General features: G+C 67.6%; 14 protein-coding genes and 1 pseudogene. 5 read left to right on the plus strand and 10 right to left on the minus strand.

Annotated features, from left to right (window positions below):
- Positions 1–154 precede the first annotated feature (154 nt).
- The 3 genes from HRJ34_RS08375 to uvrB all read right to left on the minus strand — a co-directional run bounded on the left by HRJ34_RS08375 (position 155) and on the right by uvrB (position 3,823).
- Positions 155–712 (minus strand): DNA-3-methyladenine glycosylase I, encoded by a 558-nt coding sequence (locus tag HRJ34_RS08375; protein ID WP_208633841.1) that lies wholly within the window; start codon positions 710–712, stop codon positions 155–157.
- A complete protein-coding gene (locus tag HRJ34_RS08380) occupies positions 709–1,140 on the minus strand; it encodes a DUF1810 domain-containing protein (RefSeq protein ID WP_029548890.1) in 432 nt (143 codons plus the stop codon). The genes HRJ34_RS08375 and HRJ34_RS08380 overlap by 4 nt, the downstream gene beginning before the upstream one ends.
- Before the next feature lie 499 nt (positions 1,141–1,639).
- Positions 1,640–3,823, minus strand: coding sequence for an excinuclease ABC subunit UvrB (gene uvrB, locus HRJ34_RS08385; protein WP_208633842.1), 2,184 nt, complete (start codon positions 3,821–3,823; stop codon positions 1,640–1,642).
- A 138-nt stretch (positions 3,824–3,961) separates the two neighbouring features.
- Here uvrB and HRJ34_RS08390 point away from each other — a divergent pair, with 138 nt between their 5' ends.
- From HRJ34_RS08390 to HRJ34_RS08405, 4 genes are read left to right on the plus strand one after another with little or no spacing between them, the layout of a single operon-like run.
- The gene (locus HRJ34_RS08390; protein WP_029548892.1) at positions 3,962–4,456 is read left to right on the plus strand and encodes a DUF3617 domain-containing protein; all 495 of its coding nucleotides are present in this window, start codon (positions 3,962–3,964) and stop codon (positions 4,454–4,456) included.
- A complete protein-coding gene (locus HRJ34_RS08395; protein WP_041379412.1) occupies positions 4,453–5,259 on the plus strand; it encodes an arylamine N-acetyltransferase family protein in 807 nt (268 codons plus the stop codon). Before HRJ34_RS08390 ends, HRJ34_RS08395 begins: the two co-directional genes overlap by 4 nt.
- Positions 5,256–6,554: an MFS transporter gene (locus HRJ34_RS08400; protein ID WP_029995194.1), complete on the plus strand. Its 1,299-nt coding sequence runs from the start codon at positions 5,256–5,258 to the stop codon at positions 6,552–6,554. Before HRJ34_RS08395 ends, HRJ34_RS08400 begins: the two co-directional genes overlap by 4 nt.
- Positions 6,555–6,556: 2 nt before the next feature.
- Positions 6,557–7,303, plus strand: coding sequence for an NRDE family protein (locus HRJ34_RS08405; protein WP_208633843.1), 747 nt, complete (start codon positions 6,557–6,559; stop codon positions 7,301–7,303).
- Positions 7,304–7,401: 98 nt separating this feature from the next.
- Here HRJ34_RS08405 and HRJ34_RS08410 read toward each other — a convergent pair whose 3' ends face one another.
- The 4 genes from HRJ34_RS08410 to HRJ34_RS08425 form a co-directional block, all read right to left on the minus strand.
- Positions 7,402–7,689 (minus strand): GIY-YIG nuclease family protein, encoded by a 288-nt coding sequence (locus tag HRJ34_RS08410; protein WP_012050846.1) that lies wholly within the window; start codon positions 7,687–7,689, stop codon positions 7,402–7,404.
- Positions 7,690–7,764: 75 nt separating this feature from the next.
- Positions 7,765–9,288 (minus strand): fumarate hydratase, encoded by a 1,524-nt coding sequence (locus tag HRJ34_RS08415; protein WP_012050845.1) that lies wholly within the window; start codon positions 9,286–9,288, stop codon positions 7,765–7,767.
- Between the two features lie 90 nt (positions 9,289–9,378).
- Positions 9,379–9,825, minus strand: coding sequence for a hypothetical protein (locus HRJ34_RS08420; RefSeq protein WP_012050844.1), 447 nt, complete (start codon positions 9,823–9,825; stop codon positions 9,379–9,381).
- Positions 9,826–9,835: 10 nt separating this feature from the next.
- Positions 9,836–11,272 (minus strand): GMC oxidoreductase, encoded by a 1,437-nt coding sequence (locus tag HRJ34_RS08425; RefSeq protein WP_208633844.1) that lies wholly within the window; start codon positions 11,270–11,272, stop codon positions 9,836–9,838.
- Positions 11,273–11,457: 185 nt separating this feature from the next.
- Between HRJ34_RS08425 and HRJ34_RS08430 the strand changes: the two genes are divergently transcribed.
- Positions 11,458–12,747: an acyltransferase family protein gene (locus HRJ34_RS08430; protein ID WP_226949107.1), complete on the plus strand. Its 1,290-nt coding sequence runs from the start codon at positions 11,458–11,460 to the stop codon at positions 12,745–12,747.
- A 35-nt stretch (positions 12,748–12,782) separates the two neighbouring features.
- Here HRJ34_RS08430 and HRJ34_RS29180 read toward each other — a convergent pair.
- The 3 genes and pseudogenes from HRJ34_RS29180 to HRJ34_RS08440 all read right to left on the minus strand — a co-directional run.
- Positions 12,783–12,944, minus strand: a pseudogene (locus tag HRJ34_RS29180) (PspC domain-containing protein); the annotation flags it as partial.
- Positions 12,945–13,182: 238 nt separating this feature from the next.
- Positions 13,183–13,575, minus strand: coding sequence for a type II toxin-antitoxin system VapC family toxin (locus HRJ34_RS08435; RefSeq protein ID WP_208633845.1), 393 nt, complete (start codon positions 13,573–13,575; stop codon positions 13,183–13,185).
- Positions 13,572–13,865, minus strand: coding sequence for a type II toxin-antitoxin system Phd/YefM family antitoxin (locus tag HRJ34_RS08440; RefSeq protein ID WP_012050840.1), 294 nt, complete (start codon positions 13,863–13,865; stop codon positions 13,572–13,574). The genes HRJ34_RS08435 and HRJ34_RS08440 overlap by 4 nt, the downstream gene beginning before the upstream one ends.
- Between the last annotated feature and the right edge of the window lie 19 nt (positions 13,866–13,884).

Below are 13,884 nucleotides of genomic sequence, written 5' to 3' on the forward strand. Positions count from 1 at the left end.
CGCACGGGGCGAACGCAAGCGGAACATTGTCTTGGCGGATTGTCATCCCTCCCGCCGTCATCCCGGCGGAGGCCGGGATCTCGGGAGGCTCCTGCCTCGACCTTATCTCCTCTCTCCCGAGATGCCGGCCTCCGCCGGCATGACGCGTTCCGCCCTACACCGCGTCGCGCCGGAAACAGGTGTCGGCATGGTCGTTGACCATCCCGATCGCCTGCATCCAGGCATAGACGATCGTCGGCCCGACGAATTTGAAGCCGCGCTTCTTGAGATCCTTCGAGATGCGTTCGGACAGCTCCGTCTTCGCCGGCACATGGACGCCGTCGCCGCGCAGCGGCTTGCCGCCGGTGAACGACCAGACATAGTCGGCGAAATCCTCGCCCGCGTCGCGCATCGCCAGGTAGAGGCGCGCGCCCGCGATCGTCGCCTCGATCTTGGCGCGGGCGCGGACGATGCCAGGGTCGGCCATCAGCCGCGCGACGTCCGCCTCGCCGAAGCGCGCCACCGCTTCGGGATCGAAACCGGCGAAGGCGGCGCGGAAGCCCTCGCGCTTGCGCAGGATGATCGTCCAGGACAGGCCCGCCTGGAACCCCTCCAGCATCAGCGTTTCCCAGAGCATGCGGGGATCGCGCTCGGGCACGCCCCATTCGGTGTCGTGATAGACCGCCTCGAGCGGATCGCGATCGGCCCAGCGGCAGCGCGTCCGCCCGCTCATGCCGCCGACCGGCCCAACAGGCGCAACGTCGCCTCGTCGCGGCGTCCGTCGAACCAGCGCTCGATCGCGGCGGCGAACAGCCGCTCGCCGCTCGCCTGCTCGAACAGGGTCAGCGAGGAGCGCAGCTTGAGCGCGTCGATGTCGCCGAACACCGCCTCGGCGCTGCCATGGTCGAGGTCCTGCAGCGCCTCGACACAGGCGCGCAGCCGCGTCCCCAGCAACGGATGGGCGAGATAGGCGCGCGCCTCGTCGAGCGAGGCGATCGCATAATGCCGGGCGGTCTCGCTGCGGCCGAGCCCGACGAGCTGGGGAAAGACGAACCACATCCAATGGCTGCGCTTGCGACCGCGCCGGATTTCCGCGAGCGCCGATTCATAGCTCGCCTCCTGCGCCGACACGAATCGGTCCAGATCGAAGCGTTGCTCCATGATCTTCTCCGCCCTTTGGCCGCCCCCCAGCATCCGCGATCATATCCCTTGTTCGTGACAGAAGCGTCATAGAACAAAATGGGAACAATCTCAAGCCCGCCGAATGAAGATCGGGATCGTCATCCCGGACTTGATCCGGGATCCAGAAACGCAAGGTTGCGCTTTCATCTCTGCGGAACGGCAACAGATCCTGACTTTCGTCAGGATGACGAAAGGCGACGGGCGATCGCTACCCGTTCCGGTCGTCGGGCCCGCCGCCGGACGGAGCAGCCCGTCGTTCGGACGCCTTGCAGGCGGTGACATAACGGCTGAGGTCATGCCAGGCTTCGGATGTCAGTTGCGCTGTACGGGCTCGCAATTGCCGCGGCGCACGAGTCATGTCGTGCATATTGCTTCCCTCCTGTTACGCGTCTTAGGCGCGTAACGCACCATATCGCGTCAAGGCGGATATTGCACCAGAAATCTCGCCTGTTTCGAATGGCTTTGCGCGGCCAACCGATTATTTGCCACGGGCCGCGCGCATCTTGCCATATTTGGTGGTGCGGGTGCCGGGCTTGCCGCTGATACTGTGACTCTTGGCCGGGGCGTGATGCTGCTCGACCGGCAGGCCCAGTTCCTCCTGCTCGAGCTTGCGGATCTCGTCGCGCAGGCGGCCCGCCTCCTCGAACTCGAGATCGGCCGCCGCCGCCCGCATCTTGCCCTCCAGTTCCTCGATATAGGCGCGCAGATTGTGGCCGACCATGTGCGGCCGGTCCTCGATCCCGGTGTCGACCGTGACCTGGTCCTTCGAGGCGAGATGGCCGACGATATCGGTGATCGAGCGCCGGATCGTCTCGGGCGTGATACCGTGCTCCTCATTATAGGCCTGCTGCTTCTCCCGGCGGCGGGAGGTCTCGGCCATCGCGCGCTCCATCGATCCGGTGATGCTGTCGGCATAGAGGATCACCCGCCCGTCGACGTTGCGCGCGGCGCGGCCGATCGTCTGGATCAGCGAGGTCTCCGAGCGGAGGAAGCCCTCCTTGTCGGCGTCGAGGATCGCGACCAGCCCGCATTCGGGGATGTCGAGCCCCTCGCGCAGCAGGTTGATGCCGACCAGCACGTCGTAGACGCCGAGCCGCAGGTCGCGGATCAGCTCGATGCGCTCCAGCGTCTCGACGTCCGAATGCATGTAGCGGACCTTGAGCCCCGCCTCGTGCAGATATTCGGTCAGGTCCTCCGCCATCCGCTTGGTCAGCGTGGTGACGAGGGTGCGATAGCCCTGCTTCGCCGTCTCGCGCGCCTCGTGGACCAGGTCGTCGACCTGGCTTTCGATCGGCCGTATGTCGACCGGCGGATCGATCAGCCCGGTCGGGCGGATCACCTGCTCGGTGAAGACGCCGCCGGTCTGCTCCATCTCCCACCCGCCCGGCGTCGCCGAGACATAGACGGTCTGCGGCCGCATCACCTCCCACTCGCTGAAGCGCAGCGGGCGGTTGTCGATGCACGACGGCAGGCGGAAGCCATATTCGGCCAGCGTGATCTTGCGCCGGTGGTCGCCGCGCGACATGCCGTTGATCTGGCCGATCGTCTGGTGGCTCTCGTCGACGAACAGCAGCGCGTTCTCGGGCAGATATTCGAACAGGGTGGGCGGCGGCTCGCCCGGCAGGCGGCCGGTCAGGAAGCGCGAATAATTCTCGATGCCGGCGCAGCTTCCGGTCGCGGCGATCATCTCCAGGTCGAAATTGGTGCGCTGCTCCAGCCGCTGCGCCTCCAGCAGCCGGCCCTCGGCGTGCAGCTCCTTGAGCCGCTCGGTCAGTTCGAAGCGGATCGCCTCCATCGCCTGCTTCATCGTCGGCCCGGGGGTCACATAGTGCGAATTGGCGAAGACGCGGACATGGTCGAGGCTGGCCGCCTTCTTGCCGGTCAGCGGGTCGAACTCGACGATCTCCTCGATCTCGTCGCCGAAGAAGGCGATCCGCCAGGCGCTGTCCTCATAATGCGACGGGAATATCTCCAGATTGTCGCCGCGCACCCGGAAATTGCCGCGCGAGAAGGCGGCGTCGTTGCGCTTGTACTGGAGCGCGACGAGCTTGCGGATGATCTCGCGCTGGTCGACGGTCTGGCCCTTCTTCAGGTCGAAGATCATCGCCGAATAGGTCTCGACCGAACCGATGCCGTAGAGGCAGGAGACCGACGCGACGATCAGCACGTCATCGCGTTCGAGCAGCGACCGGGTGGCCGAATGGCGCATCCGGTCGATCGCCTCGTTCACCGAGCTTTCCTTCTCGATATAGGTGTCCGACCGGGGGACATAGGCCTCGGGCTGGTAATAGTCGTAATAGCTGACGAAGAACTCGACCGCGTTCCCCGGGAAGAACTGCTTGAACTCGCCATAGAGCTGCGCCGCGAGGATCTTGTTCGGCGCCAACACCAGCGCCGGGCGCTGGAGCTGCTCGACCACCTTGGCCATGGTGAAGGTCTTGCCCGATCCGGTGACGCCCAGCAGCACCTGGTCGCGTTCGCCCGCCGCGGCCTGCGCCGCCAGCTCGGCGATCGCGGTCGGCTGGTCCCCCGAGGGTTCGTAATCGGACACCAGCTTGAACGGCTTGCCGCCTTCGGTCTTCTCCGGCCGCTCGGGCCGGTGCGGAACGAAGGACTGGCCGAGGTCGACATCGTCGAGGCTGGTGCGGATCTGGATCGTCATGGCCCTGCCTATGTAGGACAGGGAGGGCGGATGTTCACCTTTTATCTTCGACCGAAATCGCGCGCGCCCGGCGGGCTGGCGCTTGAACCCTGGTCGCCAGGCGTTAAGGATCGCCCGCGACAGGGAGAAATGCCGCAAATGATCGATCGGTTTCGCAGGGGCGCCAGCATCATCGGCCGGACACCGGCCATCCTCGCCCTCCTGCTGCTGACCGGCGCGGCTCCGGCCCTCGCCGACACCTTCTCCGCCGGCCAGTGGGAACATCGGACGGTGACGGTCAGCGCCGAAGTGCCCGGCGTCCCGCAATGGGTGATCAAGATGTTCGCCGGCAACCGCACCCGCCGGAGCTGCCACAGCGCGGCCGAGCTCGCCGCCCGGCCCGAGGCGCTGCTGACCCAGGACGACGCCGCCGTCTGCAAGGTACGGCGCTTCTCGATGGCGGGCGGCAAGCTCGTCTACGACACCTTCTGCACCAACAAGCGCTTCCCCGAGGGGCTGCTGGTCGCGTCGAAGGGCAGCTATACCGCCGACGGCTATGCGATCTCGACGCTGTCGACCGGCACCAAGGAAGGCGAACCGGTCAGGATCGAGACGACCGGCACCGGACGACGCATCGGAAGCTGCAAGAAATGACCATCCCCTTCGACCTCGACGCCTATCTCGCCCGCATCGCGACCAAGGCGCCGCCCGCCGCCGATGCCGACGGCCTCGCCGCCATCCAGCGCGGCCAGCGCCTGACCATCCCGTTCGAGAATCTCGACGTGACGCTGGGCCGGGGGATCAGCCTCGATCCCGCCCATGTCTTCGACAAGCTCGTCCACCGCCGGCGCGGCGGCTATTGCTTCGAACAGAACAGCCTGTTCCTGCGCGCGCTCCACGCGCTCGGCTTCGAGGCGCGGCCGCTGCTCGCGCGCGTCCGGCTGCTGACGACCGAGGAGACGCCACCGCGCACCCACACGCTCAACCTCGTCCGGATCGACGGCCGGGACTGGATCGCCGATGCCGGCTTCGGCGGCAGCTATACTCCGCCGATGCCGCTCGCCGACGGTTCGGCCGCGACCGCGCCCGACGGCGCGACCTTCCGCCTCTCCCGCGACGAGCGTCACGGCTGGATGCTCGAACGCCAGGGCGAGCCAGGGGCCGACTGGCATCCGCAATACAGCTTCACGCTCGACGAGGTCGCGCCGTCCGACCTGGAGATGGCGAACCACTGGACCGCGACCCGGCCCGACACGCGCTTCACCACCCTGACGATCGTCAGCCTGTGCCTGCCGACCGGCTTCGCCGCGCTCACCGACCGCCACTATAGCCGCCGCGCCGGCGAGCAGGCGGTCGAGGCCGATATCGAAAGCGCCAAGGCCTACCGCCTGCGCCTCAACTTCGTCTTCGGCATCGCCCTCGACGAGGTCGAGGTGAACGGCCTGGGGCTGTATTGAGCGCCGCCGCCCGCCCCCGCAACCCGATCCGCTCGGTGGTCGGCGGATCGCTCGGCAACCTCGTCGAGTGGTACGACTGGTACATCTATTCGGCCTTCTCGCTCTATTTCGCGAAGAGCTTCTTCCCGGAGGCCGATCCCACCGCGCAGCTGCTGTCGACCAGCATCGTCTTCGCGATCGGCTTCCTGATGCGCCCGCTCGGCGGCTGGCTGCTCGGTATCCTGGCCGACCGCTACGGGCGCAAGACCGCGCTGACCTGGTCGATCACGCTGATGTGCGCGGGGTCGCTGATCATCACCTGCGCGCCGACCTATGCCTCGATCGGCATCTGGGCGCCGCTGCTGCTCACCTTCGCGCGCATGGCGCAGGGGCTGAGCCTGGGCGGCGAGTTCGGCACCGCGGCGACCTACCTGACCGAGATCGCCCCGCCCGACCGGCGCGGCTTCTGGTCGAGCTTCCAATATGTCACGCTGATCGCGGGCCAGCTCCTCGCGCTCGGCCTGCTGGTCGTGCTGCAATTCCTGTTCCTCGACGAGGCGCAGCTCGAAGCCTGGGGCTGGCGGCTCGCCTTCGCGACCGGCGCGGTGCTGGCGATCAGCGTCTTCTGGCTGCGGCGCGGGATCGACGAGACCCCCGACTTCATCGAGGAGACGGCGGGCGAACGGCGCAAGGGCGGCCTCGTCGCCCTGCTGCGCGAGCGGCCCAAGCAGGTGGCGCTGGTGTTCGGCCTGTCGATCGGCAGCAATGTCAGCTTCTACGCCTTCACCACCTATATGCAGAAATATCTGGTCGCGAGCGCGGGCTTCGCCAAGGATCTGACCTCGCTGATCTGCTCGGGCGCGCTGATCTTCTACATCGTCATCCAGCCGATGCTCGGCGCGCTGTCCGACCGGATCGGGCGCAAGCCGCTGCTCTACTGGTGCTGGATCGGCGGGATCGTCGCGACCGTGCCGCTGTTCACCGCGCTGGGCGCCGCCACCAGCGGGCTGGAGGCGTTCCTGCTGCTCTGCGTCGCCTATCTGATCATCTCCGGGTCGAGCGCGACCAGCGCGGTGGTGAAGGCCGAGCTGTTCCCGCCGCACGTCCGCGCGCTCGGCGTCGGCCTGCCCTATGCGGTCAGCCAGGCGATCTTCGGCGGCACCGCGGAATCGGTCGCGCTCGGCTTCAAGGCCGCGGGCGTCGAATCCGCCTTCTTCTGGTACGTCACCGGCTGCATGGCGGTGGCGCTGGTGACGACCTTCTTCGTGCCGGAGACGCGCTGGCCCGGCGGCCGGCGGCCGACGCGCGGCGCCTGACGATGTGCGTCGTCGCCCTCGCCTGGAACGCCCATCCGCGCTGGCGGCTGGTGCTGGCGGGCAATCGCGACGAATATCATGGCCGCCCCGCCGCCCCGCTCGCCCGCTGGGAGGATCGGCCCGCGCTGATCGCCGGGCGGGACCTGCAATCGGGCGGCACCTGGCTCGGCGTCTCAGAAGCGGGCCGCTGCGTCGTCGTCACCAATCTGCGCGGCTTCGGCCTGCCCGAGCCCGGCCGCCCCTCGCGCGGGGCGCTGGTCACCGGCCTGCTCGACGGCGACGATCCGGAGAGCGTCGCGATCGACGCCTATAATCCGGTCAACCTGATCGCGCTCGACCGCGAGCGAGCGCATTTCCTGAGCAACCGGCCCGAACCGCAGCGCACCGCGCTCGCCCCCGGCCTCTACGGCCTGTCCAACGGCCGGCTCGACGAGCCCTGGCCCAAGACGATGCGGCTCAAGTCGGCACTGCTCGACTGGCTGACCGGCCCGGCCGACACGCCCGAGCAGCTGTTCGACCCGCTGCGCGAGGAACGCCTGCCCGCCATCGGCCTCAACCCCGCGACGCCATCGGACGTGCCGCGCGAACCGAACCACAGCCCGATCTTCATCCTCGACCCGGTCTACGGCACGCGCTGCAGCTCGGTCGTCGCGATCGACCGCGAGGGCCAGGGCCTGTTCCTCGAACGGCGCTTCGCGGCCGATGGGACGACGACGGGGGAGACCCGCCTCACCTTCACCTGGCCCTGAAAAGCCGTCGCCCCGGCGGAGGCCGGGGCCTCAGGAGAGTCGCACCACCTCCACTCCGTCCCAGTCTCCTGAGGCCCCGGCCTCCGCCGGGGCGACGATCATTGGTTGAAGCGGTCGAAAAGATCGTCCCAGCCGGGATTGGCTTCGGCGATCAGCCGCAGCTTCCAGTCGCGCCGCCAGTTCTTGAGCGCCTTTTCCCGGGCAATCGCCTCTTCGATCGTCGCATGCGGCTCGACGAGGACGAGGCGATTGCAGTTGAAGCGCTTCACGAAATCGGAACCGCGCCCTTCGCGATGGACGGTCAGACGCGCGGCAAGATCGGCGGTGACCCCGACGTAGAGTACGCCGAACGGCTTACTGGCGAGGATGTAGGTCCAGCCTCCCATTACCCCTCGTCATCCCGGCGGAGGCCGGGATCTCGGGAAAGTCTCACGACCTACCCTCCATCCCGGCCCGAAGGATCACGCATTCTCGAGCAGTTTCTCCCGCGCGATCTTCTCGCGCCAGACGAGCGGGGCGGTGTGGTGGACGCTCTCGCCGGTCGCGTCGACCGCGACGGTGACCGGCATGTCCTTGACGTCGAACTCGTAGATCGCCTCCATGCCGAGGTCGGCGAAGCCGACGACCTTGGCGCCCTTGATCGCGCGGGCGACCAGATAGGCGGCGCCGCCGACCGCCATCAGATAGGCGGCCTTGTGCTTGCGGATCGCCTCGATCGCCGTCGGGCCGCGCTCGGCCTTGCCGACCATCGCGATCAGGCCGGTCTGGTCGAGCATCATCTCGGTGAACTTGTCCATCCGCGTCGCGGTGGTCGGGCCCGCCGGGCCGACGACCTCGTCGCGCACCGGATCGACCGGGCCGACATAATAGATCACCCGGCCCTTGAAATCGACCGGCAGCTCCTCGCCCTTGGCCAGCATGTCCTGGATGCGCTTGTGCGCGGCGTCGCGGCCGGTGAGCATCTTGCCGTTGAGCAGCAGGCGGTCGCCCGGCTTCCAGCTCGCCACCACCTCGGGCGTCAGCGTGTCGAGGTCGACGCGGATCGACTCCTTCGACGGCGCCCATTCGACCTTGGGCCATTCGTCGAGGCTCGGCGGGTCGAGATAGGCCGGCCCCGATCCGTCGAGGTGGAAATGCGCATGGCGGGTCGCCGCGCAGTTCGGGATCATCGCCACCGGCTTCGATGCCGCATGGGTCGGATAGTCCATGATCTTGACGTCGAGGATGGTCGACAGGCCGCCCAGGCCCTGCGCGCCGATGCCGAGCGCGTTGACCTTGTCGAAGATCTCGATGCGCAGCTTCTCGATGTCGTTCTGGGCCCCTCGCGCCTTGAGCTGGGCCATGTCGATGTCGCCCATCAGCGACTCCTTGGCCATCGTCATCGCCTTCTCGGCGGTGCCGCCGATGCCGATGCCGAGCATTCCGGGCGGGCACCAGCCGGCGCCCATCTTCGGGATCATCTCGAGCACCCAGTCGACGATCGACTCCGACGGGTTGAGCATCGCGAATTTCGACTTGTTCTCGGAGCCGCCGCCCTTGGCCGCGACCGCGACCTCGACATGGTGGCCGGGCACCATCTCGACGTTCATCACCGACGGGGTATTGTCCTTGGTGTTGACCCGGCTGAAGGCGGGATCGCGGAGGATCGAGGCGCGCAGCCGGTTCTCGGGGTGGAGATAGGCACGGCGGACGCCCTCGTCGACGACCTCCTGCAGGCTCTTCTCCGAGTCCAGCATGCACTGCTGGCCCCATTTGATGAAGACGGTGACGATGCCGGTATCCTGGCAGATCGGCCGATGCCCCTCGGCGCACATCCGGCTGTTGGTCAGGATCTGCGCGATCGCGTCCTTGGCGGCCGGCCCCTGCTCGGCCTCATAGGCCGCGCCGAGCGCCTTGATGTAATCCATCGGGTGATAATAGCTGATGTACTGGAGGGCATCGGCGATGCTCTCGATCAGGTCGGCTTCCTTGATGATGACGGTCATTGCCCCGGCTCCGCTGGTCTGCCCTAATGCGAGCCCCATAGACCCGAAAGGACACGCCGGTCAGCCATAAAATAGGATTGGAGGCCATCATCAGCTCATGCTGAAATCGGCGAACGGGCTCGAACAGGGCTGTGGGCCGAGATAGGTGACAGGCGCCTTGCCGGGCGTCTCGCCCTGGAGGAAAGTGGTCCTGGTCACGAACTCGGTCAGGATCGACCGTTCGAGCCTCTCGAAATCGTCGCGGATGCCGGCGGGCGCCCCGGCCATCGCCGCGTCCGCCCAGCCCGACCGTTCGAGCGCGGAGACGAGGCGCAGCTTGTAGCCCTGTGGAAAGCCGGTGCCCCGATCGATCGCGGCGACCATGCGGCCGAAATCGGCATCGGCCATCACGAACGGCCCGACCAGCCGGCGGAGCACCGATCGCACCAGTTGCTCGCGGCCCGAAGCCCCGATCGCGATCGCCCCGCCCCCCGCGACGGCCAGCGCGCCGACGGCGCCGGCGGCCAGGACGGTGCGGCGGGTTGCGATGACGGTCATCGGTTTCTCCTCAGACCATCGCCGCCGCGCGCAGCGACAGCGCGGCGACCGTGAGGCTGGGATTGGCGCAGGAGCAGGTCGCGAAGGCCGAGCTGCCGACCACGACCAGGTTGCGCCAGCGATGGTGGATCATCTTCGCGTCGATCACCGACGTCGCCGGGTCCTCGCCCATTCGCAGCGTGCCCTGCAGATGCGACTCGGTCGGCCGCCGCGATCGGAAGACGATGTCCTCGACCGGCAGCGGTTCGAGCAGCCGGGGCAGTTTGGCGAAGGCCTCGGCCTGCCCGCGCTCGGCATAGTCGGACGGCGCGACGAAGCTGACCACCGCCTCGCCCCTGCCGTCGACGGTGACGTGGTTGCGGTCCTCGAGCAGGTCCTCGGTCACGATCATCAGCGGCAGGCTCTGCCGCCAGCGCCCCTTCTCGGCGCGCAGGCCGTGGGTCCAGCGATTGTCGAAATAGACCAGCGCGGCGCCATGTTCGCCGCGGTGGTCGCCGTCGTAGAGGCCGAAGTTGATCCCGGTGGTGATGGTGCTGCCGTCGAAGCCGTTCATGCCGTCGAGCAGCACCTCGACATGGGTGCCGAGGCTTTCGTGCAGCCCCTTGCCCGTCAGTCCGCCGCCCATCGACGAGCGCTGGAGGATCGCCGGGCTCTGGATCGCGTTGGCGCCGAGCACGAACAGATCGCCCGTCACGCGACAGGGCTTGCCGGCATGTTCGAAGACCAGCGCGCTTACGCTGTTGCCGGCGCCTTCGTAGCGGAGCGCCTTCGATCGCAGCGCGACGGTGACGCGTTCGTCGCCGAACATCGGCATCAGCCCGTTGTTCGCGGTGAACTTGGCGTCGGCCGGGCAGCGCTGGCAGGTGAAGGAGGCGCAGCAGGCCGGACGCTGTTCGGTCGCCACCCGCGCCCGCGCGGTCGGCATCGCGAAATGCGCCTCGGGCTGCGCCTTCTTCATGATCCGGTCGGGCGTGGTCAGGTGGTGCGGCGGCTGCGGATAGGGGATCGAGCGCGGGAAGATCGCGGTCATGTCGGGATCGCCCGAGATCGCCATGATCGCCTCGGCCTCGCCATAATAGGGTTCGAGGTCGGCATAGTCGATCGGCCAGTCGTTGCCGACGCCGTAGCGGCTGCGCAGCTTGAAGTCGGACGGGTGGAAGCGCGGCGCCTGGCCGAACCAGCAATTGGTGCCGCCGCCCAGCGCCACCGTGTAATGCCAGGGCTTGGGATTGTCGGATCGGTAGGTCCGGTCGGCGGGCAGCGCGCTGTTCGTGCCGTGCGCCACCTGCCAGTCGTGCGGATGGTGCCGGCCCCATTCGACGATCAATATCCTGCCGGGCCGCCGTTCGAGCAGCTTGCGGACGAAGAAGGCCGCGCCGAAGCCCGATCCGACGACGACGGTGTCGAAATGCTCGCCGGCGAGCGTGGCGGGATCGATCGGGCGCATCGGGTCGGACGGTCTCCATGCCGTTGTCCCCCGTCGTCGCCGCCCGCGCACATCTTAGCCGATCAGGCCGGCGCCGCGACCGCGTTCACGGCGTTTTCCGCCCGTCCCGTCCCGATGCCCGCGCCTTCGCCACGGCTTCGCGCTATCGGGGCGGCCCCCGTCGCGAACCGCCCATGGAGCCGGTAGTGACCCGAGGTGCGCCCGCGAAATATCGTGATGTCGACATGCTCCGCGGCTATGCCGCGCTGGCGGTCGCGCTCTATCATTTCCTGCTCGCCTATGTCCCGCCGGGCCGGGCCCCCGTCGCGATGGACCAGGCCGGGCTGATCGCCGAACGCCCGTTCCTGCTGGCGATCGTCAACGGCCATTTCATGGTCGCGATCTTCTTCGTGCTGTCGAGCTTCGTGCTGACCAAGGGCCTCGTCTCCGGCACGCCGCGCAGCCGCGCGCTGGCGGCGATGGCGAAGCGCCTGCCCCGCCTGCTGCCGCTCACCCTGATCGGCACGCTGCTGCCCTTCCTGCTGTTGGCCGCCGGGCTGCTGCCGACGCAGGAGGCCGCGCATGTCAGCGGATCGGAATGGCTCGATCGCAGCGGCGGCATCAAATATTGGGCGCCCTGGCCCGAACCCGGCCTGACGGGCGCGGCGAAGGACGCGTTGCACCTCTTCGCGAGCGGCGTCAGCCAGTACAACTCGGCGCTGTGGACGATGAAGTATGAGCTGTTCGGCAGCCTGCTCGCGCTGCTCGGCGCGATGACCATCGGGGCACGGCGGCGGCCGGTGCTCGACGCGGTGCTGATCACCATCCTCGCGATCGCGGCGCTCGAGATCCACGCGCTCTGCGCGATCTGCGTGACGACGGTCTACGTCGCCAAATATCTGCTCGACCGGCCCGCCGACATCGGCCCCGCGCCCGCCGCCGCGCTGATCGCGGCCGGGCTGCTGCTCGGCTCGAACTTCAAGTCGATCCCGCCGTCGATGATCACCGACGACTGGATGTGGACGCAGGTGCAGCGGCTCGACTGGATCGTCCACGGCATCGGCGCGACCGCGCTGCTGCTGGGAATACGCGGGCTGGCCCGGCTGCGCGAGGCCGACTGGTGGATCGGCCGGCAGCTCGGCCGGCTGTCCTTCGCCATCTACGTGATCCACGTGCCGCTGCAATCGGCGATCGGCAGCCAGATGATGCTGGCGCTCGGCCATCGCCCGGTGCCGGTGATCGCGGCCTTCTTCCTGTCGATGACGGTGATCTTCATGGTGGCGGCCGGGGTGGCGCGGATCGACGAGCTGTGGGTCGCCCGGCTCAACCGCCTCTTCGCGCCACGGCCGCGGCCGGCCGGTCAGGCGGCGGCGGCCAGCTCGACCGACGCCGCGTCATTGTCGGCGGCCGGCGCGGACGCCGCTTCGACGACAGCCTTGCGACGCGCCGGAAAGGCGAAGCGCGACACCGCGACGAGCACGCCGAGGCCCAGATAGAGGCTGAGCGTGATCATCGGGCTGGGCAGCAGCCCGAGCGCGAACGCGACCCGCAGCCAGTTCGGGTGGAAACCGAAATCCTGGCCGAGCGCCTCGCACACGCCGAGGAAGGTGTCGTGGCGCCAGAAGACCGCGGTCTGATCGTGCTGCATGTCGTTTCGTCCCAAATCCCTGCCGGGCCCGTCGCCCGTATCCATGCCCCTCCTTCAGCACGAGCCGTGCCAGTTTTGATTATTCTGATTTTTCAGTGATTTAGAAAATTGGATAGCATCCCAAATAGCAATCCATCCACCACATGTTGGCGAAATCCACCACATCATCGGCAATCAACACCCCGTCATCCCGACGAAAGCCGGGATCTCACTTTTCTTCGTCTCGCGCTTTGCAACGGAAAGGCAGGGAGTCCCGGCTTTCGCCGGGATGACGGGCATATCTTCAATCGCGCTGGTGGACGCCCTCGATATCGGTCCGAGCGAAATCGGCGCCGACATAAAGCAGCCGGCAGCCATATTCCCTGGCCAGACCGTAGGAGAAGCAATCGCCGAAGTTGAGCCCGGCCCGATGGATGCCCTTCCCCCACCGCCCATAGGCCTCGGCGACGTGACGCGCTCTGGCCGGCGTCACTTCGACGATCCGGAAACCGAGCCCTTCGATCAGCTTTTCCACTTCCGGAAGGACGTTGCGGCGCCCGGCGACGATCAACGCCTCGGCCACCGTACCGGCCGAAATCAGCAGTTCATCCTCGGCTTCGAGCGCTGCGGCGCAGGCGTCTGCCTCCGCCTCGTCGAGCACGATCGCCATCAGCGCCGACGTATCGACGGCGATCATTCGGGCAGACCGTCCTCGCCATAGAGGAAATCCTGGCTGCGCGCGGCATTCGGCCCTGCCGTCGCCTTCTCGGCGGCCGATGCGCGGACCGCGTCGAGCAAGGCCTTGCGCGACCGGGAATCGGGCAAGGGTTTCACCGGGACCAGCCGAACGGCGGCATGGCCGTGGCGGGTCAGGATGACCTCATCACCCGCTTCGGCACGCCGAACCAGTTCGGTCAGTTGCCCTTTGGCCTCCGTCACCGAAACCCGCATGCCATGTCCGCCTTCTGTCACGTTCTCCGCAACCATTATTTAGACTATTCAATGG

This window comes from Rhizorhabdus wittichii, from assembly GCF_017607425.1.
Taxonomy (GTDB): domain Bacteria; phylum Pseudomonadota; class Alphaproteobacteria; order Sphingomonadales; family Sphingomonadaceae; genus Rhizorhabdus; species Rhizorhabdus wittichii.

Coding starts and splice junctions, on each gene's coding strand:
- HRJ34_RS08435 (WP_208633845.1), bottom strand. CDS start 13,575: ATGATCGCCGTCGATACGTCGGCGCTGATGGCGATCGTGCTCGACGAG.
- HRJ34_RS08440 (WP_012050840.1), bottom strand. CDS start 13,865: ATGGTTGCGGAGAACGTGACAGAAGGCGGACATGGCATGCGGGTTTCG.
- HRJ34_RS08380 (WP_029548890.1), bottom strand. CDS start 1,140: ATGGAGCAACGCTTCGATCTGGACCGATTCGTGTCGGCGCAGGAGGCG.
- HRJ34_RS08405 (WP_208633843.1), top strand. CDS start 6,557: ATGTGCGTCGTCGCCCTCGCCTGGAACGCCCATCCGCGCTGGCGGCTG.
- HRJ34_RS08415 (WP_012050845.1), bottom strand. CDS start 9,288: ATGACCGTCATCATCAAGGAAGCCGACCTGATCGAGAGCATCGCCGAT.
- HRJ34_RS08390 (WP_029548892.1), top strand. CDS start 3,962: ATGATCGATCGGTTTCGCAGGGGCGCCAGCATCATCGGCCGGACACCG.
- HRJ34_RS08425 (WP_208633844.1), bottom strand. CDS start 11,272: ATGCGCCCGATCGATCCCGCCACGCTCGCCGGCGAGCATTTCGACACC.
- HRJ34_RS08375 (WP_208633841.1), bottom strand. CDS start 712: ATGAGCGGGCGGACGCGCTGCCGCTGGGCCGATCGCGATCCGCTCGAG.
- HRJ34_RS08410 (WP_012050846.1), bottom strand. CDS start 7,689: ATGGGAGGCTGGACCTACATCCTCGCCAGTAAGCCGTTCGGCGTACTC.
- HRJ34_RS08420 (WP_012050844.1), bottom strand. CDS start 9,825: ATGACCGTCATCGCAACCCGCCGCACCGTCCTGGCCGCCGGCGCCGTC.
- HRJ34_RS08395 (WP_041379412.1), top strand. CDS start 4,453: ATGACCATCCCCTTCGACCTCGACGCCTATCTCGCCCGCATCGCGACC.
- uvrB (WP_208633842.1), bottom strand. CDS start 3,823: ATGACGATCCAGATCCGCACCAGCCTCGACGATGTCGACCTCGGCCAG.